The sequence below is a fragment of the Streptomyces sp. NPDC030021 genome (genome assembly GCF_055574035.1).
Genome location: NZ_JBVIAH010000019.1, coordinates 102197 through 128313 on the forward strand (window position 1 = coordinate 102197; position 26117 = coordinate 128313).

The following is a 26117-nucleotide window of genomic DNA, read 5'->3' on the forward strand; positions in this document are numbered from 1 at the left end:
CAACGGGGGGCGTTGGTGGTCTTGGGGGTGGGGGGGGGGGGGGCGAAACCAGCGGGGGAGGGGGAGACGGAGAGGGGAGGGGCCCCGGAGAACCCACTCCCGCCGGCCCCGTTCCCGTATCCGCGTGAGCGCGGGTCAGAGCGCGTACTGGTACTGCCGGTCCGGATTCCGGGCCAGTGAGTGCACGGTGACGAACTGGGGTTCTATCCGCATGTAGACGGGGTCGAAGACCTGGCCGTCGATGAAATGCGGAACCGGGCCGAAGAGCTCCAGTTCGGCGTTGGTGGGTTCGGTGACCTGCGCCGTTCCGGTGAACTGCACCGACCAGAGCTCGGGGTCCGGCGCATGGGAATTGTCGGCCCCGTAGGCCACCACACTGCCGTTGCAGGCCTGGTGGTAGCCGAAACCGGAATGCATTCTCAAGATCACCCTGCCGTCCACCACGATGTGGCGGGCGAGCGCGAGAAAAGGCAGCGCGCGCATGCTGGTGGCCACGCGGCCGTACGGCACCCGGCGCAGCAGTTCGACGGCGTGGAGTTCCTCGGGGGACATGGCGTCCACTCTCGGCCACCGACACCCCGCCGGGGAAGAGCAGCCCGCCCCGAGGACCGGGGACGTTGGTCCCGAAGGGAACGCCGGACCCCGTGGAACCCGTACCGCCACCGGGGCGTCACCCCGCGTGACGGGTGTGAGCGGCGGGGGTCAGCGCCGCTCGGCCTGCAGGCGGGCCACGTACGCGGCGGCCTGCGAGCGGCGCTCCATGCCCAGCTTGGAGAGCAGACTGGAGACGTAGTTCTTGATGGTCTTCTCGGCCAGGTGAAGCCGCTCGCCGATGACGCGGTTGGTCAGGCCCTCGCCGATCAGGTCGAGGATCTTCCGCTCCTGCTCGGTGAGGTGGGCCAGGCGGTCGTCGCCCCTGCCGCTCCTGCCGCCGTCGCGCAGCCGCTCCAGCACGCGGGCGGTGGCGACCGGGTCCAGCAGCGACCTGCCGGCGGCGACATCGCGTACGGCGCTCAGCAGCTCATTGCCGCGGATCGCCTTGAGCACGTAGCCGGAGGCGCCGGCCATGATCGCGTCGAAGAGCGCCTCGTCGTCGGCGAAGGAGGTCAGCATCAGGCATTTGACGTCCTCGTCCTGCGAGCGCACCTCGCGGCAGACCTCCACACCGCTGCCGTCCGGGAGCCGGACGTCGAGGACGGCCACGTCGGGCCGGGTGGCGGGGATACGGACCAAGGCATCGGCGGCGGTACCGGCCTCGCCGACGATCTCGATGTCGTCTTCGACCGACAGGAGCTCGTGGACGCCCCGGCGTACCACTTCGTGGTCGTCCAGGAGGAATACCTTGATTTTTCCGTCTTCGCGCACGAAGTCAGTTTCACACACTCACCCCTTCCCTGCCGGAGTTACCCGGGATAACGTGCCGTTGTTCCCGGCCCCTGCAAGGCTGTGACCAGTGGTTGTTCCCGTTACTGCGTTTTTACTAGGAAATCCAAGCAAAAACGCAGGTCAAACGGGGTTTCGCAGTTATGCGGCGCACTGGGTAACGTGCATTGCGCAGGGCACTCGCCGGGACACCTGTCACGCCTGAATCCCCGTACGCGAAGCGCACCCACCCCGTGTGCTCGTTACGGATACAGGTGAGCCGCACTGGACCCCGGAGAACCCGGGTGCCGGACCGACGGAGGAGCACACGTGACCGTGGAGAGCACTGCCGCGCGCAAGCCGCGACGCAGCAGCGGCACCAAGCGGGCGGCAGGCGCGGCGAACGCCGCCGCCAAGCCCGCCGCTGCCACCGCGCAGACGCAGGACGCCGTACCTCAGCTCGTACAGCTGCTGACGCCCGAAGGGGACCGCGTCGACAACGCGGAGAACGCCGAGTTCGCCCCCTTCGTCGCCGACATCACCACCGAGGACCTGCGCGGGCTGTACCGCGACATGGTCATGACCCGTCGGTTCGACGGCGAGGCGACCGCCCTGCAGCGCCAGGGAGAGCTGGGCCTGTGGGCCTCGTGCCTCGGCCAGGAGGCCGCGCAGATCGGCTCCGGCCGGGCCCTGAACGACGAGGACTACGTCTTCCCGACCTACCGCGAGCACGGCGTGGCCTGGTGCCGCGGGGTCGACCCGACGAACCTGCTCGGGATGTTCCGCGGTGTGAACCACGGCGGCTGGGACCCGAACACCAACAACTTCCACCTCTACACGATCGTGATCGGCTCGCAGACGCTCCACGCGACCGGTTACGCGATGGGTGTGGCCAAGGACGGCGCGGACTCCGCGGTCATCGCCTACTTCGGCGACGGCGCGTCCAGCCAGGGCGACGTCGCGGAGGCGTTCACCTTCTCCGCCGTCTACAACTCCCCCGTGGTGTTCTTCTGCCAGAACAACCAGTGGGCGATCTCCGAGCCGACCGAGCGCCAGATGCGCGTGCCGCTCTACCAGCGCGCGCAGGGCTTCGGCTTCCCGGGCGTGCGCGTCGACGGCAACGACGTGCTGGCCTGCCTGGCCGTGACCCGCTGGGCCCTGGACCGGGCCCGCCGCGGCGAGGGCCCGACCCTGGTCGAGGCGTTCACGTACCGCATGGGCGCGCACACCACCTCCGACGACCCGACGAAGTACCGGCGGGACGAGGAGACGGCGGCCTGGGAGGCCAAGGACCCGATCCTGCGCCTGAAGGCCCACCTGCTGGCCACCGGGGGCGCCGACGAGGCGTTCTTCACGGAGCTGGAGGCCGAGAGCGAGGCCATGGGCAAGCGCGTGCGCGAGGCCGTGCGCGCCATGCCCGACCCGGACACCATGGCGATCTTCGAGAACGTCTACGCGGACGGGCACGCGCTCGTCGACGAGGAGCGCGCCCAGTTCGCCGCCTACCTCGCGTCCTTCGAGGAGGGTCACTGATGGCTGTCGAGAAGATGTCGATCGCTAAGGCGCTCAACGAGTCGCTGCGCAAGGCCCTGGAGCAGGACCCCAAGGTCCTGATCATGGGTGAGGACGTCGGCAAGCTGGGCGGTGTCTTCCGGATCACCGAAGGCCTGCAGAAGGACTTCGGCGAGGAGCGGGTCATCGACACCCCGCTCGCCGAGTCGGGCATCGTCGGCACCGCCATCGGCCTGGCCCTGCGCGGGTACCGGCCGGTCGTGGAGATCCAGTTCGACGGTTTCGTCTTCCCCGCGTACGACCAGATCGTCACGCAGCTCGCGAAGATGCACGCGCGCGCCCTGGGCAAGGTCAAGATGCCCGTCGTCGTGCGCATCCCGTACGCGGGCGGCATCGGCGCGGTCGAGCACCACAGCGAGTCCCCCGAGGCGCTCTTCGCGCACGTGCCGGGCCTCAAGGTGGTCTCCCCCTCGAACGCGAGCGACGCCTACTGGATGCTCCAGCAGGCGATCCTCAGCGACGACCCGGTGATCTTCTTCGAGCCGAAGCGCCGCTACTGGGACAAGGGTGAGGTCGACTTCGACGCCATCCCCGGTGAGCTGCACAAGGCGCGCGTGAGCCGCGAGGGCTCGGACGTCACCCTGGCCGCCTACGGCCCGATGGTGAAGGTCTGCCTGGAGGCCGCGGCCGCGGCCGCCGAGGAGGGCAAGTCGGTGGAGGTCCTCGACCTGCGCTCGATGTCCCCGGTCGACTTCGACGGGATCCAGGCCTCGGTCGAGAAGACCCGCCGGCTCGTGGTCGTCCACGAGGCGCCGGTGTTCCTCGGCGTGGGCGCGGAGGTCGCCGCTCGCATCACGGAGCGGTGCTTCTACCACCTGGAGGCGCCGGTCCTGCGCGTGGGCGGTTTCCACGCCCCGTACCCGCCGGCCCGCCTGGAGGACGAGTACCTGCCCGGCCTGGACAGGGTGCTCGACGCCGTCGACCGCTCGCTGGCGTACTAGGAGACCCGCGTCATGACCATCCGCGAATTCAAGATGCCCGATGTGGGCGAGGGCCTCACCGAGGCCGAGATCCTCAAGTGGTACGTCCAGCCCGGTGACACGGTCACCGACGGTCAGGTCGTCTGCGAGGTCGAGACGGCCAAGGCCGCCGTGGAACTGCCGATCCCGTTCGACGGCGTCGTGCACGCGCTCCTCTTCGAGGAGGGCACCACGGTCGACGTCGGCCAGGTCATCATCTCGGTGCAGACCGGCGAGGCCGAGGCTCCGGCCCCCGTCCAGGAGGTGGCCGCTCCGGCCGCCGCCGAGGCCGCGGCCGAGCCCGCCCCCGAGGCGCGCCAGCCCGTCCTCGTCGGCTACGGGGTCTCCACCGCCTCCACCAAGCGCCGTCCCCGCAAGGCCGCCCCGGCGCCCGCCGTGGCCGCGCAGAACGGCACGGCGGCCCCGGTGGCCGCTCCCGCGGCTCCGGCCGCACCGGCGCCGCTGCCCGCCGTCCCGGCGCAGCCGATCGGCGAGCGGCCGCTGGCCAAGCCGCCGGTGCGCAAGCTCGCCAAGGACCTCGGCATCGACCTGGCCTCGGTGGTCCCCACCGGCGACGGCGGGGTCGTGACCCGGGAGGACGTGCACGCTGCGGCCGCCGCGGCGATCACCCCGCAGGCCGCCGCGCCCGCGGCGGCTCCGGCCGCAGCCCCGGCCGCTGTGGCCGCGCCCGTCGCGGTGGCCGCGGCCCCCGCGGCCGACGCCTCGGCGCGGGAGACCCGTATCCCGGTCAAGGGCGTCCGCAAGGTCACCGCGCAGGCCATGGTCGGCTCGGCCTTCACCGCGCCGCACGTCACCGAGTTCATCACCTTCGACGTGACGCGCACGATGAAGCTGGTCCAGGAGCTCAAGGCCGACCCGGACCTCGCGGGGCTGCGGATCAACCCGCTGCTGCTCATCGCCAAGGCCGTGCTGGTGGCCATCCGCCGCAACCCGGACGTCAACGCGTCCTGGGACGAGGCGGCCCAGGAGATCGTGCTCAAGCACTACGTCAACCTGGGCATCGCGGCGGCCACCCCGCGCGGGCTGATCGTCCCGAACATCAAGGACGCGCACGCCAAGACCCTCGGCGAGCTGTCGGAGTCCCTGTCCTCGCTGGTCGCCACGGCCCGTGACGGCAAGACCTCCCCGGCGGACATGCAGAACGGCACGATCACCATCACCAACGTCGGCGTCTTCGGCGTCGACACCGGTACGCCGATCCTGAACCCCGGCGAGTCCGCGATCCTCGCGGTCGGCGCGATCAAGCTCCAGCCGTGGGTCCACAAGGGCAAGGTGAAGCCGCGCCAGGTCACCACCCTGGCGCTGTCGTTCGACCACCGTCTCATCGACGGCGAGCTCGGCTCCCGCTTCCTGGCCGACATCGCGGCGGTCCTGGAACACCCCCGCCGCCTGATCACCTGGTCGTAGCGGCACGTACGACGTCCCACCCGATGGCCGGTCTCCCCCGCGGAGGCCGGCCATCGGCATGGGTGGAACCACCCGGACCCCCGAGCGCCTCTCCGTGACGTAGGCGAAGGCGAAGGAGCGGCGAGATGGCGGACCGAGAGGCTGCGGTAGCGGTGGCATCGGAGACGACGCTCGTACGCGAGGTCTTCGGTCCGCTCGGCGCGCTCGTCGAGTGCGGCGCGGCGCTGGGATCGGTGTCGGTGGGCGCGTTCGTCGCGCGTCACCGCGGCGAGCTGGACCGGGTGCTGGACGTGGTGCGGCGGCTGGGTGACTTCCACGCCGCATCGATGGAGATCATGGACGGGCTCGGCTACCTGCGGGAGCACGACGTCCCGCCGGTCACCCTGCTGATGTGGTCGGGATGCATCGAGGAGTACACCCCGGACCTCGGCGCGCCGGAAACGGTGCGCCGCATGGCCCGGATGGGCGCCGACCTCCAGCTGGCGCACCTCCTCCAGGCGCTGGTGGGGGTGGCGGCCCTGCGCGGCGGCGACGACGTGGAGTCCCGGGCCCGGGAGATCGCGGAGGTGATCGGCGCGGCGTGCACGTGGGGCGGGGCCGGCCGTGGGCGGTCGCTCCACGAGGTGTTCCTGATGTGGCGGGTCGCGTTCCTTCCCGGGCTCCTGATGCCCTCGTCGGGCTCGGCGGAGCTCTTCAAGCGGCGCCTGCGGGAGTACGCGCACGCGCTGGAAGGGATCGTGGGACAGGGGGAGTGACCGGGCCGCGGGGCGAAACCCCTGGTCGGAGCGGCGACCCCATGTGATCATCCCTCAATGATCTTTCGTGCTGCCACCGCGGACCCCGTGGACCTCGACCGCGCCGTCGCCCACCCCGCCGACGGCCCCGTGCCCGCCCTGACCGCCGAGCGGATCCGTGAGGAGCTCGCGGAGAACCAGATCAGGCCCGAATGGATCTGGCTCGCCGAGGACGAGGACGGGCGGATCCTCGCCCGCGCCCTGTGGTGGGGGCGCGCCGACAGCGAGCGGCCCGTCGCGCTCGACTGCCTTCAGGTGCGCAGGGACGTGGCCGACCCGGCCGAGGTCGCCGCCGGGCTGCTGGAGGCCGGGCACGCCGCCTTCGGCAAGCGGCCGGGCTACAACATCTCCCTGCCCCGCGACTGGCGGGCCGACCCGGAGCTGGCCGCGGCGGTCGCCTGGCGCCAGGAGGCCGCGTACAAGTCGGGCCTGACGCGCGAGATCGAGCGGCTGCGCTACGAGTGGACCCCCGTCGCAGGGACGGCCGAGCCCACCGGCCGGCTCGTCTTCCGCGACGGCACCGACGAGGAGTTCCTGGACGCCTTCACCCGGCTGTCCGCCGGCAGCCTCGACCTGCACACGCAGACCGAGCTCCAGTCGATGGACGCGGAACAGCTGGCCCGCGAGGACGTCGAGTTCTACCTCGACTGCCCCGGCGAGCGCTCCTGGTGGCGCCTCGCCCACCTCCCGGACGGCACGCTCGCCGGCATGGCCATCCCGTCGGCGACCCCGTACCACCGCAACGTCGGCTACCTGGGTGTCGTACCGGAACAGCGTGGCCAGGGCCTGATCGACGAGATCCTGGGCGAGATCACCCGCTTCCACGCCGCCGAAGGTGCCGAGCGCATCACCGCGACCACCGACACCGTCAACACCCCGATGGCCGCCGCCTTCGACCGCGCGGGCTACGAGGTCACCGAGATCCGGCTGGTGTTGGAGGAACCGGCCGGGGTCTGAGGGACGTTTCTCCCTTCGGGCCACCGCTCGCACGGGAGGGGGCGCGGGCGGAAGACGAGGTGAAACCGGAGAGGTACCTGCGGGGCCATCTGCAATCGCCGGCCAACTACGTCGACAGCGAGACGGGGGCGCGGATCGGCAAGGACGTGGCGAAGTGGCGGACCCCGAAGGACGCCCTCCGCCGGATCCCCGGAGGGGATCCGGAGCGGATTCCGGGCCTACGCGCACGCCCCGGAAGGGCAGGGGGACGGCCCCGGACGGTAATCTCCCGCCCGGGGAAGGGGGCGCGGGTGTCCATCGCCGAATTGCAGGTGTACTCCGTCGAGGAGGCCGACGTCACGGGCGGGGTGTGCGTGGTCCGGTGCGTCGGCGGCGTGGCACGGGCCGGACAGGTCTACGCCGTCGGGGAATCCAGGATCGGCCTGCGCCGCATCGAGCGCCACGGGCGGGCCGTCGGCTCTTTCGACGCCGGGCACGTCGCGAGGGTCCACCTCGCGGGCGCCATGGTCGCGCTGCTCACCCGGGGACAGGTGCTCACCTCGGTGCCGCCCGACGGCCACTCGCTGGAGGAACTGGAGGCCTGGCTGGCCACCGGCCCGCCGCTGCGGGACGAACCGCACCCGCGGACCCTGCGCGTCCTGGCCGGGGTGCGGATGCGGGACGAGCGGCTGCCGGACGGGATCCGGCTGCGCTGGGGCCGGATCGCGCTGGCCGCCACCCACCGCTGCGTGCGGGCCGAGGGCGGGCCCGGCCTGCTCCGGGCGCCCGAACTGGCCTCCGTACAGGTCTACCTGATCCAGCAGTTCGGCCAGGACGAGGGCGGTGACCCGGCCGCCCTGTGCCGGGAGCTGCTGGCGCTGATGGACCTGACCCCGGAGCAGGCCGCGGCGCAGGGCCGGGTCTGGCGGGACCTCCCGTACCACCGGATCCGGCACCTGCGCCGGATCAAGAGCCTGATCCCGTGGCTGGTGCTCGTGCGGCCCCACCTCGTGGACGCCGACCCTTCGGCGCAGGCGGTCGACGCCTGGGCGGCGGTCCGGCCCGGCCTGCCCTAGGTCTTCTCGGCCGGACCGCACACCGTCGGCCCTACCGGGCCGCGTTGCCGAGGACCTTGGTCGGGGTGATGCGGACGACCACCCGGACGTCCTCGGCCGGGGCCTCTGCGTACTCTTTGCCGGCGCCCGGGCCCATGTACTCCTCGGCGATACGGACGGCCACCGCCCGGCCGATGTCCTCGGTGACGGTGGCCGTGCCGCGGATCTCGGCGTAGAGGAAGGGGTTGGCCAGGTCGAAGACGGTGAGGCCGACCCGCCCGTCCCGGACGATGTTGCGCTCCTTGCGGCGGCCCTGCTCGGTGGAGACCAGCAGGTCGCCGCCGTCGCGGGTCACCCAGATCACCGAACTCTGCGGGCTTCCGTCGGGGTTGATGGTCGACAGGACGGCGGGGTGCGGCGCGTCGAGCAGCCCTCGCACGGTCTCGTTCAGCTCAACAGTCATGGCTGCGAGGCTAGTCGGGGAGCCCGGTGGCCCGCCGCCGGTTTCCGGCCGGGGCCGCCGACTACCCGAGGTCGGACGAGGTCGTAGGAGGTCTGACCCCGTCCGGACTGCCCTAGTTCCAGGGGATGTTGAGCCAGGGGCTCGCCGAGTCGGTCGTCAGCGCGAGGTGCGCGGCGAGGGCGGTCGTGTACCAGGTGCCGAACTCCTCCTCGTCGAAGTGCAGGCACCGGCCGAGGACGTACCCGGCGGAGAACTCGGCCCACGAGCGGTACGTGTCGCGCGCGGCCTCCCCGGCGCGCAGTACGGCCTGCTCGGCCTCGGCGACGGTCCCGTAGCGGCAGCCGACGCCCCAGCGGGCCATCTGCGAGGCCCGGCCGATGTCCCAGCCCTCCACGGAGCGGACCCAGCCGTCCTCGGGGAGCAGTCCGTCGGCCCGGAAGCGCTGCTCGTAGCGGGTGATCCGGCCGATGAGGCGTTTGACGCCGGCTATCTCCCCCTCGACCTCGGCGACCGGCCGCGGCTGGGCGACGGTGACCCCGTCGGGGGTGAGCTGCGGCTCGGCGGCGCGTTCGGCGCTGCGGCGCAGGCTCGCCTCGGCGGCGTGCCGCCAGTGCTCGATGTCCACCGGCCCGGCGAAGTCGGAGGCGAGGGCGCGGCGGACGCGGAGCGCGTACTCCCAGACGGGGCTGACCATCCCGCAGTCCAGCAGCGTCTCCAGGGTGGACAGCCAGTCGGGCCGGTCGGTGATGCTCCAGCTCTTCGCGACGCGGCGGCGCTCGTACTGGTAGCCGCTGCCGTGGTAGGCGAGGGAGTTCCAGAACTCGCCGTTCGTCACGGCGAGATGGCCGCCGACGGCGAGGCCGTGGGCGACGGGCCCGTGCAGCGGGCCGCCGGTGAACAGGGCGTGGACCTTGCCCTCGGGCAGGCCGTAGTGGGGGGCGGCCTCCGCGTGGGCGCGCCAGCGGGCCAGGTCGGCGGGGGCGGTGGTGAGGTAGGCCTCGGCGGGGGAGCCCGGGTTCACGGCGAGGAAGGCGGGGTCGTCGGCGTTCCAGACCTTGGCGAACCAGCGCAGGCTCCGCGACTCGTAGACCGTCTCGGGGGTGGGGGCGGGCAGCATGCCGGCGGTGTGGACGACGAGCATCCGGTCCGGGGTGGCGTGGAAGAACACCGAGTCGGGATGCGCGTCGGACCGCGCGCGGGACTGCGCCACGTACAGCGGCGTACGGGCCAGTACGTCGAAGTACGCGGCCCAGTCGCCGGCGGTCTTGGCCTCGTACAGCTCTCTCTCGATGGCGCTCGGCGCGCTCCACGTCCCCATACGGCCCGAGCCTATACGGGACCCCGACGGGGCCCGAGGGAGCGTTCTCGGCCCTCGACGACGGGGGTCAGGCCGTCCAGGAGGGCTCCCAGCCCGAGGTCGAAGAGCGCGTCGAGCCGCAGGTCGTAGCCGTCCTCGAAGGATCCGACCACCTTGGCGAAGGTCGGGAAGCGGCCGGAGTCCATCAGTTCCTGGAGGACGGGGGCGCGGCTGTCCATCCACTGGTCCTCAGACTGGCCCGTGGCGGCTTCGGCGTCGGCCTCCAGTTCCAGGTGGACCGCCAGGCCGTGCACATGGCTGTAGAGCAGGACGTGGATGTCGAAGAGGGTGGTCGGGTCGAGTCCGTGGCCGTCGAGGGCGCCCAGCATCCACTCGCCGTGGACCAGCAGGTTGGGCACCAGCAACGGGCGGGTGAGAGTGCCGATCCGGGCCAGCCACGGGTGCTTGCGGTACAGCCGCCACAGGGTCCGGGCGCCCACCTCGACGCGCGCCCGCCAGTCCTCGGGGGCATCGGCGCAGGCGTCGGCGGGGTGGGCCTCGCCGAACGCGGCGTCGGCCATGAGCAGGACCAGGTCCTCCTTGCTCGGCACGTACCGGTAGGTCGACATCGCCGCGACGCCGAGCCGGGCCGCGACACCGCGCATGGAGAGCGCCGCAAGCCCTTCGGCGTCGGCGATCTCGACGGCGGCGCGGACGATCCGTCCGACGGTCAGTTCCGGCTCGGTGTCCGGTGCGGGCGAGGGGCGCCTGCGGGCCGCCGGTGCGGTGGGGGCGGCGGGTGCGCTCCCGGCGACGACCGTGCCGATCCGGGGGCGGGCTTCGACGAGGCCCTCCAGGCGCAGGGTGGTCAGCGCCTTGGTGGCGGTGGCGAGCGCGACGCCCCAGTGCGCGGCGATCTGCCGGGTGGAGGGGACGCGGTCCCCGGGGGCGAGTTCCCCGTCCGCGATGCTCCGCCGGATCGCGGCGACGATGCGCAGGTAGGGCGGATCACCGGCTGCGCCTGCCGCGCCTGTGGTCTGCGTCACGTTCTCCCGCCTTTCTGTCCTGTACTAGTGCAGAGGGTAGCAGCGGAGATCTCTTCCAGAACTGGTCTGAGCTAGTACAGGCCCGTCGTTGTGCCAGTTGAGAGGTCTGTATGTACGTCGTACATTCAGAACGCGTACAGCGTACAAATCACCGAAGGAGCTTCTCATGCGGACCGTGCTCATCTCCGGCGGGGGCATCGCGGGACCCGTCCTCGCCCACCTCCTGCACCGCCACGGCTTCGAGCCCACCGTCGTCGAACGCGCCCCGGGCGTGCGCGGCGGCGGGCAGGCCGTGGACATCCGCGGCGTCGCGCTCGACGTGGTGGAGCGCATGGGACTGCTGGAGCGGGCGAGCCGCGTACGCACCCGGATGCGCGGCATGTCGATCCTCGGCCCCGACGGCAGCGAGGTCGGCCGCTCCACCGAGGCGACCTTCAGCAGCGGCCGGCTCGACGGCGAGGACATCGAGGTGCTGCGCGAGGACCTGGTGCGGATGGTCCACGAGCACACCCGCGCAGACGTCGAGTACCTCTTCGGCGACACCGTCACCGGGCTGGAGGAGGACGGGAGCGCGGTGCGGGTGGAGTTCGCGCACGCGGCGCCGCGCACCTTCGACCTCGTCGTCGGGGCGGACGGACTGCACTCCACCGTGCGGCGCCTGGCCTTCGGCCCCGAGGAGGGCTACGCCCACCACCTGGGCAGCTACCTCTCGGTGTTCGGCACGGACAACTTCCTCGGCCTGGAGGACTGGCAGATGTGGCTGCGGGACGGGGACATGGGCTTCGGCATCATGCCCGTCCGCGACAACACCGAACTGCGCATCGCCTTCGGCTTCGAGTCCGCCCCCCTCGCCCCGGAACTGCGCACCGCCGAGGCCCTGCGGCGGACCGTCGTCGACAGGCTGGAGTCCGTGCGGTGGGAAGGGGCCCGCCTGGCCGAGGCCGCCCGCAAGGCGCCCGACTTCTACTGCGACGCCATGGCGCAGATCCGCATGGACCAGTGGTCGCGGGGCCGGGTCGCCCTGCTCGGGGATGCCGGCTACTGCCCCTCCCCCCTCTCGGGGCAGGGCACCAGCCTGGCCCTGGTGGGCGCCCATGTGCTGGCCGATTCCCTCGCCCGGGCCTGCGGCGACCACCTCGCCGCGTACGCCCGCTACGAGGAGCGGATGCGGCCCTTCGTCGACCTCAACCAGGCGCTGGCGACGGAGAATCCGGGCGGCCCCGCCTCCGAGGAATCGGTGGCGCGCGCCAAGAACGCGATCTCACTGGACGGCTGACGATCGCGTCACGCTCGGCGGACGCGGCGGTGATCAGCCGGTGGCCGGAGAAGTCGTCCGGCGCCCCGACCGCGACCGGCTCCGCGGGCTCCGGACCGGGCGAAGGGCGCGGAACCGGCCACCGCCGGAGCGGCACGCCCCCTCGTGCCACCGCGCGACCGTGCGAACCCCCTTGACGCCCCCGGGCGCCGGGGAGACGCTCCCGGGTCTTGGATCCGAACGGTTGCAGCTGGGGGGCCGCCATGCCGGAGGAATCTGTCCAGTCGGTGGGGGAGCTGCGTGCGCAGCTCGTCGCGCAGGGGGCGCGCTGGTCGGTCCTGGAGCACCTCGCCGACGAGGAGCCCGTACCGCGGCCCTCGCTCGGTCTGGAGCCCGGGGCGAATCTGACCACCGCCGAGGACGCAGGGGTGATCGATCTCCCGGGGATCATCGGCCACGCGAGCGGCAATCCGCATCTGACCCGGCGCCGCGCCGCCCACGGGCTGCTGCCCGGGGTCCAGGGGCCGGCGGCCCCGGCCCGGCCTGCCGCCGTGGACTGGCGCAGCCGCTGGGGACGGCCGTGGATCACCAAGGTGAAGGACCAGAACCCGTGCGGTTCCTGCTGGGCCTTCGGCGCCGCCGGCCTGGTGGAGTCCATGGCCCGGATCGAGCACGACGTATGGGCGGAGCGCTCCGAAGGCGACGTCCACGACGGCCTGCGCTTCACCTGCGGCCAGGGCAGCAATCCGGAGACCGCCCTCGACTGGATCAAGGCGAACGGCGGGCTCGCCGACCCGGACTGCTGGCCGTACAGCACCCCGCCCGCCGGTCTGCCGGCCGCCCGCCGCGATGCCTGGCGCGCCGAGTACACGCCCAGCTGGGACCGGTCCGGCCGGACCGTCCGGATCACCGACTACGTCCGGCTCGGCGACGTGGAGCAGCAGAAGGTCTGGCTGGACACGGTCGGCCCGCTGACCGCCTGCTTCGACGTCTACGACGACTTCTTCGGCCTCGGCTCCGGCGTGTACCACCGTACGAGCGACCATCTCGCGGGCGGCCACTGCGTGCTGATCGTCGGCTACGACGACGCGGCCGGCTGCTGGCTGTTCAAGAACTCCTGGGGGACGGGCTACCACGTCGGCGGCTACGGCCGGATCGCCTACGGCGAGGTCAACATCGATTACTGGGCCAAGTGCGGCCTGCGCGGCACCAACATCGACCCGTGGACCAAGCGCCGCCTGCACACCGGCAACGTCTACGAGAGCGGCAACGGCCGCGCCCACCGCAACTTCGAGCTGCTCGCCACCGCCCCCGGCGGCCGCCTCCAGCACTGGTGGCGCGAGGGCGACTCCCCGTTCGCCTGGGCCCGCGCGGGCACCTTCGCCACCGACGCCTCCGGCCAGCCCGCCTTCACCGGCACCACCTACAACCGCAACATGGAGTCCCTGCACGTGACCACCGGCGGCCGGCTGCGCCACTGGTACTACGAGCAGTCCGGCGGGGCCTGGCGCGACGGCGGCCTCTTCGGCCCGGGCGACGCGGCCGTCGGTTCGACCCCGGCATTCATCCAGAGCGACTACGGCAAGCCGGGCAACTTCGAGGTGGTCGTCCGGACCGCCGACGGCCGTCTGGGCCACTGGTGGCGGATCAACGGCGCCCCCTGGACCTGGAACGACGGCGGCCGGTTCGCCTCCGGCATCGCCCACTACGGGCCCGCCCTCGTCCAGACCCGCGCCCGCCACCTCGACCTCGTCGCCACCCTCGCCGACGGCCGCATGCAGCTGTGGTGGCGCGACGATCCGAACGGCTTCACCTGGCGGGCCGGGGAGATCTTCGGCAGCGGTACGGCGGCCGTCTCCGCGCCCTGCCTGATCGAGGGGCAGTCCGGGGCCGCGGACGAGGACACCGCCGGGAACTACGAGCTGTGCGTGGCCGTCGCCGGAGGGCAGGTCGAGCACTGGTGGCGCGGCAACGCGGGCGGCTCCCCCTGGCGGCGCAGCGCGGTCTTCGGGCACGACGTCGCCTCCGTCACCGGGATGCTCCAGGGCAGTTTCGGGTTCAACCTGGAAGTCATCGTCCTGCGCACCGACCGCCGCCTTCAGCACTACTGGCGCGACGGCGCGGGCTGGCACGAGGGGTCGGTGATCGGCCCCGTCTGAGAGGACCGGGCGGGCGTGGAGGTACGGAGCATCGTGCTCGGCCCGGACGAGTCGTACGAGCTGCGGCTCACCGGGCGCGGCGCGCGCGGGTACGTGTGGACCTGGCAGGTCACCGGGGACGCGGACGTGGTGACGGTCGCGGCGGCCGCCGGGGTTCCGGCCGCCGCGGCGGCCCCGCCGCCGGGGGCCCCGGTGGAGCGGACCTACGTGGTCCGGGCCCGGCCCCCGGGCGGGGGCCGGGCCCGGATCCGCTTCGCGCAGGTCCGGCCGCCCTACCCGGACGAGGCCCCCTACGACGAGTTCGTCCTGGACGTGGAGGTGGCGGCGGTCACCGGCGGGACCTGAGGACCGTGCGCTGTACGGCCTCCAGGGGGCCGTGGTCGAAGCGGCGCAGCCACAGCCACGATCCGGCGGCCAGGGTCAGGCTCACGCCGGCCCACAGGCCCATCACCCACCAGGGGCCGCTGCCGCCGAGCCGTTCGGCGAGGCCCAGCCCGATGCCGTAGCAGAGCAGCATGCAGAGCAGGTTCTGGGCGACGTAGCAGGACAGGGCGGTGCGGCCGACGGAGCCGAGGGCGCGGCTCACCGGGGCCGGGATCCACCGCCGGTCGAGGGCGAGGCCGATCAGGCCGATGTAGCCGAGGGCGAGCAGCGGCGCGGCGCCGTAGCGGCCCAGGAGGTAGAAGTCGGAGCCGCCGAGGGTGGTCGCGGCGTTCAGCGGCAGCCCGAGGCCCAGGCCCCAGACGGCCATCCGGGTCCGGATGCGGCGGCCTTCGGCGGTGGCGGTGAAGGCGCCCGCGCGGTGCAGCCGCACTCCGAGGAGGAAGAGGAACACGAGCAGCCCGAAGGAGAAGACCGGCTCGATGCGCAGCGCGAGGAAGTGTTCCAGGCGGAAGGCGATCTGGGCCCGGTAGCCGCCGTGGGCGTACAGCTCGACGGCGGCCGGGTCCGGGCTCTTCGGGGCGCCGGCGGGGCGGCTCAGCGCGTCGAGGGTCACCAGGGACATCAGCGCCAGGTGCAGTGCTCCGGCCGTCCACATGGCCCCCTTGCGCACCTTCTCGGAGCGGGCCAGCAGCCAGGCGACGAGGAGGGCGGTGACGGCGTACCCCATGAGCACGTCCCAGGCGAAGACGAGCACGAAGTGGACCGTGCCCTCGACGAAGAGGAAGGCGGCGCGGCGCGGGTAGCGGCCGGGCCAGGGGGCGCCGCGGCGGGCGGCGGAGTCGAACTGGATGGCCAGGCCCACTCCGAACAGGACCGTCAGCAGGGCCAGGAACTTGCCGTCGGCGAGGAAGCGGAAGACGCTCTCGGCGAGGTGGGCGGCGGAGGGGTCGGCGATCGGGTCGGGCGGCTTCAGACCGCCCTGGAGCACTCCCCACTCCGAGCCGGGCGAGGTGAAGATCCAGACGTTGGTCATGAGCGTGCCGAGGATCGCGGCGCCGCGCAGGACGTCCAGGAGGGGGAGCCGGGCGGTCTTGTGTGGCGCCGGGGCGAGCAGGGTGTCGGCCATGACTTCAGCGTCCCGGCGCGCGGGGCCCCGTACGTCCTGCGGGCGGACGAAGACGCGGTACATCCTTCGGTGCAGCGTGAGGCCCGCGGACCACACCCAGGGCCCCGCCCGGGGTATGCGCCCGAGGTACCCGCCCGGGGTCCCGCCGGGGGCCGGGTCCACATCCTGGACCCGGCAGAGCTTGCACCCCTGTTGTATCTATCCTGTGCGCATGTCCGCCCCCACCACTGCCGTGACCGCGGCCGACCGCGTCTACCAGCACGTCAAGCAGGGGGTGCTCGACCGCCGCTACGAAGGCGGCACCCTGCTGACCGAGGGCGAACTGGCCGCGGCCGTCGGGGTGTCCCGTACGCCCGTGCGCGAGGCGCTGCTGCGGCTGGAGACCGAGGGGCTGCTGAAGCTGTACCCGAAGAAGGGCGCGCTGGTCCTGCAGGTCTCCGCGCAGGAGATCACCGACGTCCTCGAAACCCGGCTGCTGGTCGAGGAGTTCACCGTACGCAGAGCAGTGCCGGCCCCGCCGGGCCTGCTGGACCGGCTCGCCGCCCTGCTCGACGAACAGCGCCGGCACGCCGACGCGGGCGACCTCGCCGCGATGATGGCCGCCGACCGCGGCTTCCACGCCGAGATCGTGCGCAGCGCCGGGAACCAGATCCTGTGCCGCCTCTACGACCAGCTCCGCGACCGGCAGCTGCGGATGGGCGTGGCCCTGCTGCACGCCCACCCGGAGCGGCTGGACCGGACGCTCGCCGAGCACGCGGAGATCCTGGACGCGCTGCGCGCCGGGGACGCGGACACGGCGGCCGCGGCGGTCCGCGGTCACATCGGCCGGGTCGAGGCCCTGGTGCGGGGGCCGGGCCGGTGAACTCCTCCCCTGCCATGGACGGCATACCCGCCGATCCGCCGGGTGGCCGGAAGGCCGTCGTCGTGTGGGGCATCGGCGTCGCCGTCTACTTCGTGGCGGTGATCTTCCGCACCAGCCTGGGGGTGGCCGGCCTGGACGCCGCCGACCGCTTCCACGTCAACGCCTCGGCGCTGGCCACCTTCTCCCTCCTCCAGCTGCTGGTCTACGCGGGCATGCAGATACCGGTGGGCCTGATGGTCGACCGGCTCGGCACCAAGAAGGTGCTGACCCTGGGCGCGGTGCTCTTCACCGTCGGCCAGCTCGGCTTCGCGCTGTCGCCCTCGTACGGGATGGCGCTCGCCGCGCGGGCGCTGCTCGGCTGCGGCGACGCGATGACCTTCATATCGGTGCTGCGGCTCGGCACCCGGTGGTTCCCGGCCCGGCGCGGGCCGCTGATGGCGCAGCTGGCCGGGCTGGTCGGCATGGCGGGCAACCTCGTCTCCACCCTCGTCCTCGCCCCGGTCCTGCACGAGATCGGCTGGACCGCCGCCTTCGCGGGCAGCGCGGTGGCCGGGCTGGTGGTCCTGGTGCCGCTGACGCTGTTCCTGCGGGACCACCCGGAGGGGTACGGATCCGCGCCGCGCGCCGCTTCGGGGGGCTTCGTACGCCGCCAGATCCGGGAGTCCTGGGCCGAACCCGGCACCCGGCTCGGCCTGTGGGTGCACTTCACCACGCAGTTCCCCGCGATGGTCTTCCTGCTGCTGTGGGGCATGCCGTTCCTGGTCGAGGCACAGGGGCTGTCGCGGACCACCGCGGGCGGGCTGCTGACGCTGGTCGTCGCCTCGAACATGGCGCTCGGGCTGGTCTACGGCCAGATCGTCGGCCGCCGCCAGTCCGCGCGGATCCCGCTCGCCCTGGGCACGGTCGGCCTCACCGCCCTGCTGTGGGCGGCGGTCCTCGTGCACCCGGGCGACCGGGCCCCGATGTGGCTGCTGGTCACCCTGTGCCTGGTGCTCGGCAGCTGCGGACCGGCGTCGATGATCGGCTTCGACTTCGCCCGCCCGGCCAACCCGGCGGAGCGCCAGGGCACCGCCTCCGGCATCACGAACATGGGCGGCTTCATCGCGTCCATGACTACCCTGCTGACGGTCGGCATCCTGCTGGACGCCACCGGCGACAACTACCGCGTCGCCTTCTCCACGGTCTTCGTCCTCGAAGCGCTGGGCGTGATCAGCATCCTGCGCCTGCGCCCCCTCGCCCTGGCCCGCGAGGCCGCCCGGGGCCGCGTCACCGTCCCCGCGCAGGAACCGCAACCGGAACCGCAACCGGAACCGGAGCCGGAACCGGAGCCCCGTGCGCGTCCCCTCCCGGAAACAGCAGGGCGCGAGGCACCGTAGGTCCGCCGCCCCCCGGGAGAACGGTGTCGGGAGCCTCGCCGTACGCCTCGACGCCTACGGGGTCACGGCGAACTGCGTGAGGATGGCGTCCGCCAGCTCCACGTCGCCCTCCACCTTCACCCGGTCCGCGACCGTGTGCGCCCGTACCCGGCCGGCCGCGAGGCGGACGTAGGTCTCCCAGTCCAGCGTCAGGGTCACCGCCGGGCCCAGCGACGGCGACTTGTCCACCGTGCCGCGGCCGTCCGCGTCCACCCGTACCGTCCGCATGAACTCCAGCCGACCGTGCACGTCGATCACCACGGCCGAGTTCGCTGGCGCGCCCGCCCGCTTGGCCACCACCTTCGGCAGCCCGGCCAGCAGGAGGTCCCGCGCCACGTACGCGCCCGGCGAGTCCCAGTTCCCCGGTACCCCCAGCGCCGCCCGCAGGTCCTGCTCGTGGATCCACACGTCGAACGCCCGCAGCCGCAGCGCCTGCTCCAGCGTCACCTGGTCACCGAGCGGCCCGCGGACCATCGTGGCCGGATCCCGCTTCTCGTTGCGCAGCTGCCGGGAGCGCCGGATCACCGTGTACTCCAGCTCCGAGGTCATCTCCGGCGCGGTGTGGTGACGCCGCACGTCGACCTGCACCTCCATGTACCGGCTGAACTCGTCCACCACGTGCCGCAGGTCCCGCGCCACGGTGTGGATCGGCCGCGGGTCCCCCAGCTGCTCGCACTCGATGCCGATGATGTGTGACACGACATCACGGACCGACCAGCCGGGACACGGCGTCGCCCGGTTCCACTCGCCCTCCGTCAGCGGGAGGACCAACTCGGATATCGCCTCGATGGAGTGTGTCCAGGCGTCGGCATAGGGCTGGAGGGCGGGATGCGGCTGGACGGTCAACGGGACCCCTCGCGGTGCTGTTCAATGGCGCGTTTCGGAAGCGGTGGACTCAGTTTCCAAAACTACGCTGCCGGTGAGCACCCCGGCAGTGCTTTCGTGTGACGATCGTAGGCCCGAGTTGACGGCTTGAACGCCAGGACGGTGGTAGTGTGCGCGCCTCGCTGATCCAAATCGCAGTGAACGAGGGCGAGTCGGTGTCTTCCCGACGTGCCCGCGTGGCCGAACTCGTACGGGAGCAGGCGGGCTCCGATCTCGTCGTCCTGCCGGAGCTGTGGCCGGTCGGCGCGTTCGCCTACGAGCAGTTCGAGACCGAGGCCGAACCGCTCGACGGCCCGACCTACGAGGCCATGTCCAAGGCGGCCCGCGACGCCGGCGTCTGGCTGCACGCGGGTTCGGTCGTGGAGCGCGCGGGCGACGGCTCCCTCTACAACACCGCCCTCGTCCTCTCCCCGGCGGGCGAGCTCGCCGCCACCTACCGGAAGATCCACCGCTTCGGCTTCGACCAGGGCGAGGCGGTGCTGATGTCGGCCGGGGACTCCCTGACCACGGTGACCCTGCCGGAACAGACCCTCGGCATCGCCACCTGCTACGACCTGCGCTTCCCGGAACTGTTCCGCGGCCTGGTCGACGCCGGGGCCACCACGATGGTCGTCGCCGCGGGCTGGCCCGCCCGCCGCCGCTCGCACTGGACCCTGCTCAACCGGGCGCGCGCCGTGGAGGACCAGTCCTACGTCCTGGCCTGCGGGACGGCCGGCACCCACGCGGGCGTGGAGCAGGCCGGGCACAGCCTGGTGGTGGACCCCTGGGGCGAGGTCCTGGCGGAGGCGGGCCCCGGCGAGGAGGTCCTCACCGTGGAGCTGGACCCGGCCAAGGTCGCCGACACCCGCTCCCAGTTCCCGGCCCTGAAGGACCGCCGGCTGGGCCGCTGACGCCCTCCCGGAAACCCCGGTTGGCGCCGGGGTTTCCGGGCAGACGGACGGGACGGGCGGCGCCGGCCGCCGGGTCGACGAGGAGGAGGCGGGTACGCCGTGACGGATGACACAGAGGCCGCGCTGGAGGCCGCCCTGGAGCCGCACGAGCCCGCCACCGCGGAGATCGCAGCCCGTCGGCGCGTACGGGACCGGGCCACCGGCATGACCCACCACGAGGCGCAGGCCGCCCTGGAGGCGGGGCTGGCGGCCGCCGGCGACCTGCGCCGTGCCGACGCGGCCGTCCGCGCCGAGGCCGCCGAGTGGCAGCGCATCGCCGACCTGCTGTTCGACCACGGAGGCCCGTACGCGCCGGAGACCGATGCCTACGTCCAGGGGCAGCTCACGGCCCGGGAACACCATCGGGACTGACCCCGCCCTCCCGCTCCTTCTCGGCCATCCGGATCACACACACCGCGACCGCGATCAGCAGCGCCGCGTCCGCGTCCTCCCGGACCACGTCCACCGCGTACGTCTCGCGGAGCCGGTACCACTGCCGCGAGACCAGCGCGAGCAGCTCCCCGTCGTACTCGACCTTGAACTCGCGGTCCAGGATCCGCCCGCTGACGTCGAGCTCCGTGCCCTCGGCCAGGGTCACCCGGAAGTGATTGCGCAGCAGCGAGAGCCGCTTGCGGCGGATCACCGCGAGCCGCCGCTCGTCCCGCTCCAGCGTCATCGCGTCCCGCAGGGTGAACAGCTTCTCCCGCAGGGTGACCAGGATCAGCCCGTCCGGATCCTTCAGCTCCAGCGTGTCCCGGAAGCGCAGCGCCTTCCCGTCGACGAGGAAGGCGTGCCGGCCGTCCTCGTCCTCGATCCAGTAGTCGTCCCCGATGGCCAGCATTTTGTCCCGAACGAGGTATTTCATGCGCTGATCAGTGCCCGCGATAGGTTGCCCTCATGCCCCTGCTCTACGTGACCGACCTGGCGTACCCCGCACGCGGCCGCCGCTACTGCGACGAGGACATATTCCTCACGTCCCGGCTGCGCGCCGAATTCGGCCTGGCCCTGTGCCATCCCGCGGACGCGGAGGCCATGCTGCCGCTCGGCTTCGACGCGGTGATCGTCCGCAACAGCGGCCCGGTCCTGCACTACCAGGAGGCCTACGACTCCTTCCGCGCGGCCGCCCTCGCCGCCGGAGCCCGCGTCTACAACCCGCTCACCGGCCGCGGCGACATGGCGGGCAAGCAGTACCTCCTCGACCTGACGGCCGCCGGCTACCCGGTCATCCCGACGATCGACGACCCCGCCCGGCTGGCGGAACTGCCGCAGGTGCCGCAGTACGCGGTCAAGCCGAAGCAGGGCGCCGACTCCATCGGCCTCACCTTCACCGCGACACCGGACGGCCCGGCCGGGGCCGTGCTGATCCAGCCGCGCATCGACTTCACGTACGAGGTGTCCTTCTACTTCGTCGACGACGCCTTCCAGTACGCGCTGTACGCCCCCGATCCGGACCGCCGCTGGGAGCTGGAGCTCTACTCCCCGACCGAGGCGGACCTGGCCTTCGCCCGGTCCTTCGTCGACTGGAACACCCTCGACCACGGCATCCAGCGCGTCGACGCCTGCCGGGCGCCGTCCGGCGAACTGCTCCTCGTCGAGCTGGAGGACCTGAACCCGTACCTCTCCCTGGACCTCGTCCCGGCACCGGTGCAGGACGCCTTCGTCGCCGCTCTCACAAGATCCCTCCACACCTTCCTCAACACCACCGCCTGATGTCAGACCCGGCTGCCAGGCTTTCCCCATGGACAAGCAGACGTTCTGGAAGCTGATCGAGACGGCCCGCGCCGACGCGGATCCGCAGGAAGTGGCCTCGCGCGCGGCGCAACTCCTCGCGGACCGGGAGGCGGCGCAGATAGCCGCCTCCCAGCAGGTGCTGTGGGACCTGCTGGCGGAGTCCTACCGTGCGCCGCTCTGGGCCGCGGCCTACGTGATCAACGGGGGCTGCTCGGACGACGGCTTCGACTACTTCCGCGGCTGGCTCCTCACCCAGGGCCGGGAGGCCTTCGAGACGGCCCTGGCCGACCCCGACACCCTGGCCGCGCACCCCGCGGTCCGCGAGGCAGCGGAGCAGGGCCTGGAACTGTGGGACGAGTCCGCCCTCTCGATCGCCTGGACCGCCTACGAGACCGCCACCGGCCGCGAACTGCCCGCGGACTCCTTCACGATCAGCTACCCGGCCCTGGACCCGTCCTGGGACTTCGACTTCGACGACACCGACGAGATATCGGCCCGACTGCCCCGGCTGAGCGCCCTCTTCGACTACTCGTAGCGGAACAGGAGGGACTCGCGCTCCTGCTGCCGGATCTCCTCGATCGTCAGACCGGGGAGATCCAGGTGGGAGAGGGTGATCTCGGCGGAGCTCGGGACGGCGTCCTCGGCGAGCCACTGCTCGGGCTTCCACGCGTTGCTGCGCAGGAACGCCTTCGGACAGTGCTGGTAGGCCTCCTCGACCTCCACCACGATCGCGCTCCGCGGCGGCTTGCCGACGGCCGTCAGCTGCTCCAGCAACCGCGGGTCGGCGGAGACGCAGGCCCGCCCGTTCACCCGCAGGGTGGTGGTCCGCCCGGGGATGACGAAGATCAGCCCGGCCCGGCCCGTCTCCACGATGTTGTGGGCGGTGTCGAGCCGCTTGTTGCCGGTGGCGTCGGGCAGCGCGAGGGTGAACTCGTCCAGCACGGCCACGAATCCGGGCGGCCCGCCCCGGGGCGTCACATCGCAGGTCCCGTCGGCCCCGGCACTGGCGACGAACACCAGCGACGACCGCCCGATGACGGCCCGCGCGGCCTCGTGGATCCGGTCCACGGCCTTGCGCCGGGCCATCTCGCCCGGATGTTCGTAGAGCTCCCGCAACCCGTCGGTGCTCCGTACGGCGGTGGCGCTCACGGCATCGAATATCCGCCCGCTCGGCGGCGTGCTGACTGTCACGTCCCGCACGCTACCGGGCGCTGGCTAAAGCCCGCTGGTGTCGAGCTCGATCCCGAACGGCTCGGGCAACCGCACCGGCGTCCCGAAGGGGTGCGGACCGTCCACCTTGGTGTACCCGAGCCGCCCGGGCAGTGCGAACAGCGTGACGGTCGCCTCCACCCGGTCGACCAACAGGTACAGCGGAGCCCCGTACTCGGCGTACCGCTTGCGCTTGACGACACGGTCGGTCTCGGCGTTGGACTCGGACGTGATCTCGACGACGAGCAGCACCTGGTCCGGCAGGAGAGCGCTGCCCCCCTTCGCCAGTGCCTTGGGAACGACGGCAAGGTCGGGCACGTACCAATTCGGCGAGCCCGGGAGGTCCAGGTTGCCCGAGCCGGTGACGCAGTCCAGCTCCTTGACCCGCGGTCGGATCTGATCACGGATCTCTTCGGCCGCGTTCTCGTGGTCCCAGCTCGGTGTCACGTTGCCGATGACCCCTTCGACGATCTCGGTGCGGTCCCCGCTGTGGTGCTGGATGGCGTACTTCAGCGCGCGCTCGGGATCGACGCCTTCGCTGTAGTCGTGCGCGGTGGTCATTCCGGACGCCTCCCTTGCTTCCTGGGACCAGGCTCCCACGGGGTCCCGCCGCCCGTCGTCACCCCTGCGGGTGCACTTCGCGCAGCGGACGTCAGCCGCCGACCTGGTCTTCCACGCGGTGGCGGATGTACTCGTCCGGATGGGACCGGGCGATCGCCACCGCCTCGTCCACCAGGTCGTGCAGCTCCGCCGGGTACGAGGACTTCCGCAGCGGCAGCAGAGGGAGGACGCAGCGCCGGACGTCCACGTGCTCGTTGTGCACGAACTCGCGCAGCGCGGCCTCGTACCACTCGTACACCACGTCCGTGCCGTCGTCGGCCGGAGCCGGATGCTCTGCCCGTACGAGGGGCATCCGCAGGTCCAGGGCCGACCAGTACCAGGCCCGCGCGGCCCCCGCCCGCTCGGGATCCGTGCCGCTGAGCAGGTAGGCGAGCAGCCCGGCCTGGACGCGCCGGTGGCCGAAGGCGTTCAGGGCCGGCTCGACGAACTGACGGTTGAAGCTCGGGTTGGGGTCGTGGACCGCCGCCCTGAGCAGTGCGCCGAAGGCCTCGCCGGAAAGGACCACGCCGTCACGCCAGACCTCGCGCAACGCCGCCCTGGCACGGTGCTCCCAGGTGAGTCCGCCGGCGGACTCCGGCTCGGCGGCTATTTCGAGCCCGAGGACCCGTACGACCTCCGCCAGCGCCCCGGCGAACACCTCCCGCCGGTCCTCCGTACGCCCCGGCAGCGCCATGAACCCCGCTGTCCTGCCGTCCTCGGCCATCCGTCGCTCCCCCGTCGCGGGCCGTGCCCTGCCGTATGCGCGTGATCCGATGTTCATACCCGGATGGCAAGCTTGAAGCATGAACGATGCCGCCCCGGCGCCCACCCCCGCGCCCGCGCCCCGCCGTGCCCGTGTCCGTGCCCCCGAGCTGATCGGCAAGGGCGGCTGGCTCAACACCGGCGGGAAAGACCTGAGCCTCGCCGACCTGCGGGGACGCATTGCGATCCTCGATTTCTGGACCTTCTGCTGCATCAACTGCCTGCACGTCCTCGACGAGCTGCGCGAGCTGGAGGAGAAGCACCGCGACACCGTCGTGATCATCGGCGTGCACTCCCCGAAGTTCGTGCACGAGGCCGAGCACGCCGCCGTCGTCGATGCCGTCGAGCGGTACCAGGTGCACCACCCCGTGCTGGACGATCCCGAGCTCGCCACCTGGAAGCAGTACGCCGTACGCGCCTGGCCCACGCTCGTCGTGATCGACCCCGAGGGGTACATCGTCGCCCAGCACGCCGGTGAGGGGCACGCGCACGCCATCGCCCGCCTGGTCGAGGAGCTGGAGGCCGAGCACGAGGCCAAGGGCACCCTGCGGCGCGGCGACGGGCCGTACGTGGCGCCCGAGCCGGTGGCCGGCGCCCTGCGGTTCCCCGGGAAGGCGCTGCTGCTGCCGTCCGGGAACCTGCTGGTCTCCGACTCCACCCGGCACCAGCTCGTCGAGCTGGCCGCCGACGGCGAGAGCGTCGTGCGCCGCATCGGCAGCGGCGAGCGCGGCTTCGCCGGGGACAGCTTCAGCGAGCCGCAGGGGCTGGCGCTGCTGCCCGACGGCAGGGTCGTCGTCGCCGACACCGTCAACCACGCGCTGCGCACCTACGACCCGGCCACCGGGCACGTGGAGACCATCGCCGGGACGGGCCGACAGTGGTGGCAGGGGTCGCCGACCTCCGGGCCGGCGCTGGAGGTGGACCTGTCCTCGCCGTGGGACGTGGCCTGGTGGCAGGGCCGGGTCTGGATCGCCATGGCCGGTGTGCACCAGCTGTGGACCTGGGACCCGGAGGCCGGGACGGTCGAGGTCGCGGCCGGCACGACCAACGAGGGGCTGCTCGACGGACCGGCCGCCGAGGCCTGGTTCGCCCAGCCCTCGGGGCTCGCGGCCGCCGGGGACCGGCTGTGGATCGCCGACTCCGAGACCAGCGCCCTGCGCTACGTGGAAGCCGGAGACGACGGGTACGTCATCAAGTCGGCCGTCGGCACCGGGCTGTTCGACTTCGGGCACCGGGACGGCGACGCCGCCCAGGCCCTGCTCCAGCACCCGCTCGGTGTGACCGCCCTGCCCGACGGCTCGGTCGCGGTGTGCGACACGTACAACCACGCGCTGCGCCGCTACGACCCGGCCACCGGCCAGGTCTCGACCCTGGCGACCGACCTGCGCGAGCCCAGCGACGCCGTGCTGGTGGGCGAGGACATCGTGGTCGTCGAGTCGGCCCGGCACCGGCTGACCCGCCTGCGCCTCCCGGAGGAGGCGGTCCGGGTGGACGCGGTCGCCCACCGTACGCAGCGGGCCGCCACGGAGGTGGCGCCCGGCACGCTCCGCCTCGACATCGTCTTCCAGGCGCCGAGCGGGCAGAAGCTCGACACCCGCTACGGGCCCTCCACCCGGCTGCTCGTCTCCTCGACCCCGCCCGAGCTGCTGGCGGACGGCGAGGGCGCCGGGACGGACCTGTTCCGGGAGCTCGCGCTGAACCCGGACGTCACCGAGGGCGTCCTGCACGTCTCGGCGATGGCGGCGTCCTGCGACGACGACCCCGCCAACGAGTACCCGGCCTGCCACGTCCACCAGCAGGACTGGGGCGTGCCGGTCCGCGTCACCGCCGACGGCGCCTCCCGGCTGCCCCTCGTCCTCGCGGGGATGGACGCCGAGGGGTAGCCGGC

The 26117-nt window shown here is 72.5% G+C and carries 27 protein-coding genes; 16 read left to right on the top strand and 11 right to left on the bottom strand.

The window, feature by feature from the left end; translation table 11 throughout:
* Positions 1-135: 135 nt before the first annotated feature.
* Positions 136-552, bottom strand: coding sequence for a pyridoxamine 5'-phosphate oxidase family protein (locus ACZ4YL_RS31160; RefSeq protein WP_468121151.1), 417 nt, complete (start codon positions 550-552; stop codon positions 136-138).
* A gap of 150 nt (positions 553-702) precedes the next feature.
* Complete coding sequence (locus ACZ4YL_RS31165) at positions 703-1365, bottom strand: response regulator (protein WP_301368797.1); 663 nt, start codon at positions 1363-1365, stop codon at positions 703-705.
* A gap of 327 nt (positions 1366-1692) precedes the next feature.
* Between ACZ4YL_RS31165 and pdhA the strand changes: the two genes are divergently transcribed.
* The 6 genes from pdhA to ACZ4YL_RS31195 all read left to right on the top strand — a co-directional run bounded on the left by pdhA (position 1693) and on the right by ACZ4YL_RS31195 (position 8127).
* Positions 1693-2895: a pyruvate dehydrogenase (acetyl-transferring) E1 component subunit alpha gene (gene pdhA / locus ACZ4YL_RS31170; RefSeq protein WP_468121152.1), complete on the top strand. Its 1203-nt coding sequence runs from the start codon at positions 1693-1695 to the stop codon at positions 2893-2895.
* Positions 2895-3875, top strand: coding sequence for an alpha-ketoacid dehydrogenase subunit beta (locus tag ACZ4YL_RS31175; RefSeq protein ID WP_468121153.1), 981 nt, complete (start codon positions 2895-2897; stop codon positions 3873-3875). The genes pdhA and ACZ4YL_RS31175 overlap by 1 nt, the downstream gene beginning before the upstream one ends.
* 12 nt (positions 3876-3887) lie before the next feature.
* Entirely contained in the window at positions 3888-5321 is a 1434-nt protein-coding gene (locus tag ACZ4YL_RS31180; protein WP_468121154.1) for a dihydrolipoamide acetyltransferase family protein, read from the top strand.
* Between the two features lie 125 nt (positions 5322-5446).
* The gene (locus ACZ4YL_RS31185) at positions 5447-6076 is read left to right on the top strand and encodes a hypothetical protein (protein ID WP_468121155.1); all 630 of its coding nucleotides are present in this window, start codon (positions 5447-5449) and stop codon (positions 6074-6076) included.
* 57 nt (positions 6077-6133) lie between these two features.
* Complete coding sequence (locus tag ACZ4YL_RS31190; RefSeq protein WP_468121156.1) at positions 6134-7072, top strand: GNAT family N-acetyltransferase; 939 nt, start codon at positions 6134-6136, stop codon at positions 7070-7072.
* Positions 7073-7362: 290 nt separating this feature from the next.
* Positions 7363-8127, top strand: coding sequence for a hypothetical protein (locus ACZ4YL_RS31195; RefSeq protein WP_468121157.1), 765 nt, complete (start codon positions 7363-7365; stop codon positions 8125-8127).
* A 31-nt stretch (positions 8128-8158) separates the two neighbouring features.
* Here ACZ4YL_RS31195 and ACZ4YL_RS31200 read toward each other — a convergent pair whose 3' ends face one another.
* The 3 genes from ACZ4YL_RS31200 to ACZ4YL_RS31210 all read right to left on the bottom strand — a co-directional run bounded on the left by ACZ4YL_RS31200 (position 8159) and on the right by ACZ4YL_RS31210 (position 10912).
* Positions 8159-8569: a PPOX class F420-dependent oxidoreductase gene (locus ACZ4YL_RS31200; RefSeq protein ID WP_468121158.1), complete on the bottom strand. Its 411-nt coding sequence runs from the start codon at positions 8567-8569 to the stop codon at positions 8159-8161.
* A gap of 112 nt (positions 8570-8681) precedes the next feature.
* On the bottom strand, positions 8682-9887 hold the full coding sequence (locus ACZ4YL_RS31205) for a DUF1266 domain-containing protein (protein WP_468121159.1): 1206 nt from the start codon (positions 9885-9887) through the stop codon (positions 8682-8684).
* Positions 9888-9898: 11 nt separating this feature from the next.
* A complete protein-coding gene (locus tag ACZ4YL_RS31210) occupies positions 9899-10912 on the bottom strand; it encodes a TetR/AcrR family transcriptional regulator C-terminal domain-containing protein (RefSeq protein ID WP_468121160.1) in 1014 nt (337 codons plus the stop codon).
* A 166-nt stretch (positions 10913-11078) separates the two neighbouring features.
* Here ACZ4YL_RS31210 and ACZ4YL_RS31215 point away from each other — a divergent pair, with 166 nt between their 5' ends.
* The 3 genes from ACZ4YL_RS31215 (at position 11079) to ACZ4YL_RS31225 (ending at position 14671) form a co-directional block, all read left to right on the top strand.
* Positions 11079-12188, top strand: a complete 1110-nt coding sequence (locus ACZ4YL_RS31215) for an FAD-dependent monooxygenase (protein WP_468121161.1) — start codon at positions 11079-11081, stop codon at positions 12186-12188.
* A gap of 242 nt (positions 12189-12430) precedes the next feature.
* Complete coding sequence (locus tag ACZ4YL_RS31220; RefSeq protein WP_468121162.1) at positions 12431-14326, top strand: C1 family peptidase; 1896 nt, start codon at positions 12431-12433, stop codon at positions 14324-14326.
* A gap of 15 nt (positions 14327-14341) precedes the next feature.
* Positions 14342-14671 (top strand): protease inhibitor I42 family protein, encoded by a 330-nt coding sequence (locus tag ACZ4YL_RS31225; RefSeq protein WP_468121163.1) that lies wholly within the window; start codon positions 14342-14344, stop codon positions 14669-14671.
* Here the strand turns inward: ACZ4YL_RS31225 and ACZ4YL_RS31230 are convergent.
* The gene (locus tag ACZ4YL_RS31230) at positions 14655-15836 is read right to left on the bottom strand and encodes a DUF418 domain-containing protein (protein ID WP_468121164.1); all 1182 of its coding nucleotides are present in this window, start codon (positions 15834-15836) and stop codon (positions 14655-14657) included. The two genes, ACZ4YL_RS31225 and ACZ4YL_RS31230, sit on opposite strands and share 17 nt — an antisense overlap.
* 211 nt (positions 15837-16047) lie before the next feature.
* Here ACZ4YL_RS31230 and ACZ4YL_RS31235 point away from each other — a divergent pair, with 211 nt between their 5' ends.
* Together ACZ4YL_RS31235 and ACZ4YL_RS31240 are read left to right on the top strand one after the other, a co-directional pair.
* Positions 16048-16698 carry a GntR family transcriptional regulator gene (locus tag ACZ4YL_RS31235; RefSeq protein WP_468121165.1) on the top strand — a complete coding sequence of 217 codons (651 nt, stop codon included), beginning with the start codon at positions 16048-16050 and terminating at the stop codon, positions 16696-16698.
* Positions 16699-16712: 14 nt separating this feature from the next.
* Positions 16713-18074 carry an MFS transporter gene (locus ACZ4YL_RS31240; RefSeq protein ID WP_468121243.1) on the top strand — a complete coding sequence of 454 codons (1362 nt, stop codon included), beginning with the start codon at positions 16713-16715 and terminating at the stop codon, positions 18072-18074.
* A 54-nt stretch (positions 18075-18128) separates the two neighbouring features.
* Here ACZ4YL_RS31240 and ACZ4YL_RS31245 read toward each other — a convergent pair whose 3' ends face one another.
* Positions 18129-18959, bottom strand: a complete 831-nt coding sequence (locus ACZ4YL_RS31245; RefSeq protein ID WP_468121166.1) for a maleylpyruvate isomerase family mycothiol-dependent enzyme — start codon at positions 18957-18959, stop codon at positions 18129-18131.
* 149 nt (positions 18960-19108) lie between these two features.
* Here ACZ4YL_RS31245 and ACZ4YL_RS31250 point away from each other — a divergent pair, with 149 nt between their 5' ends.
* Together ACZ4YL_RS31250 and ACZ4YL_RS31255 are read left to right on the top strand one after the other, a co-directional pair.
* Positions 19109-19888: a carbon-nitrogen family hydrolase gene (locus ACZ4YL_RS31250; protein ID WP_468121167.1), complete on the top strand. Its 780-nt coding sequence runs from the start codon at positions 19109-19111 to the stop codon at positions 19886-19888.
* Between the two features lie 99 nt (positions 19889-19987).
* Positions 19988-20299, top strand: a complete 312-nt coding sequence (locus ACZ4YL_RS31255; protein WP_468121168.1) for a hypothetical protein — start codon at positions 19988-19990, stop codon at positions 20297-20299.
* Here ACZ4YL_RS31255 and ACZ4YL_RS31260 read toward each other — a convergent pair.
* Entirely contained in the window at positions 20271-20792 is a 522-nt protein-coding gene (locus tag ACZ4YL_RS31260; RefSeq protein ID WP_468121169.1) for an LURP-one-related/scramblase family protein, read from the bottom strand. The two genes, ACZ4YL_RS31255 and ACZ4YL_RS31260, sit on opposite strands and share 29 nt — an antisense overlap.
* Positions 20793-20824: 32 nt before the next feature.
* Here ACZ4YL_RS31260 and ACZ4YL_RS31265 point away from each other — a divergent pair, with 32 nt between their 5' ends.
* The gene (locus tag ACZ4YL_RS31265) at positions 20825-21637 is read left to right on the top strand and encodes a hypothetical protein (protein WP_468121170.1); all 813 of its coding nucleotides are present in this window, start codon (positions 20825-20827) and stop codon (positions 21635-21637) included.
* A gap of 28 nt (positions 21638-21665) precedes the next feature.
* Positions 21666-22193: a DUF4240 domain-containing protein gene (locus tag ACZ4YL_RS31270; RefSeq protein WP_468121171.1), complete on the top strand. Its 528-nt coding sequence runs from the start codon at positions 21666-21668 to the stop codon at positions 22191-22193.
* On the opposite strand, the gene ACZ4YL_RS31275 is transcribed toward ACZ4YL_RS31270, so the two are convergent.
* The 3 genes from ACZ4YL_RS31275 to ACZ4YL_RS31285 form a co-directional block, all read right to left on the bottom strand.
* The gene (locus ACZ4YL_RS31275; RefSeq protein WP_468121172.1) at positions 22184-22849 is read right to left on the bottom strand and encodes an MSMEG_1061 family FMN-dependent PPOX-type flavoprotein; all 666 of its coding nucleotides are present in this window, start codon (positions 22847-22849) and stop codon (positions 22184-22186) included. The two genes, ACZ4YL_RS31270 and ACZ4YL_RS31275, sit on opposite strands and share 10 nt — an antisense overlap.
* 24 nt (positions 22850-22873) lie before the next feature.
* Positions 22874-23428, bottom strand: coding sequence for a Uma2 family endonuclease (locus tag ACZ4YL_RS31280; RefSeq protein ID WP_468121173.1), 555 nt, complete (start codon positions 23426-23428; stop codon positions 22874-22876).
* Between the two features lie 91 nt (positions 23429-23519).
* Positions 23520-24191, bottom strand: a complete 672-nt coding sequence (locus ACZ4YL_RS31285) for a hypothetical protein (protein ID WP_468121174.1) — start codon at positions 24189-24191, stop codon at positions 23520-23522.
* Positions 24192-24270: 79 nt separating this feature from the next.
* On the opposite strand from ACZ4YL_RS31285, the gene ACZ4YL_RS31290 reads away from it, so the two are divergent.
* Complete coding sequence (locus ACZ4YL_RS31290; protein ID WP_468121175.1) at positions 24271-26112, top strand: NHL domain-containing thioredoxin family protein; 1842 nt, start codon at positions 24271-24273, stop codon at positions 26110-26112.
* The last annotated feature ends 5 nt before the right edge of the window (positions 26113-26117 follow it).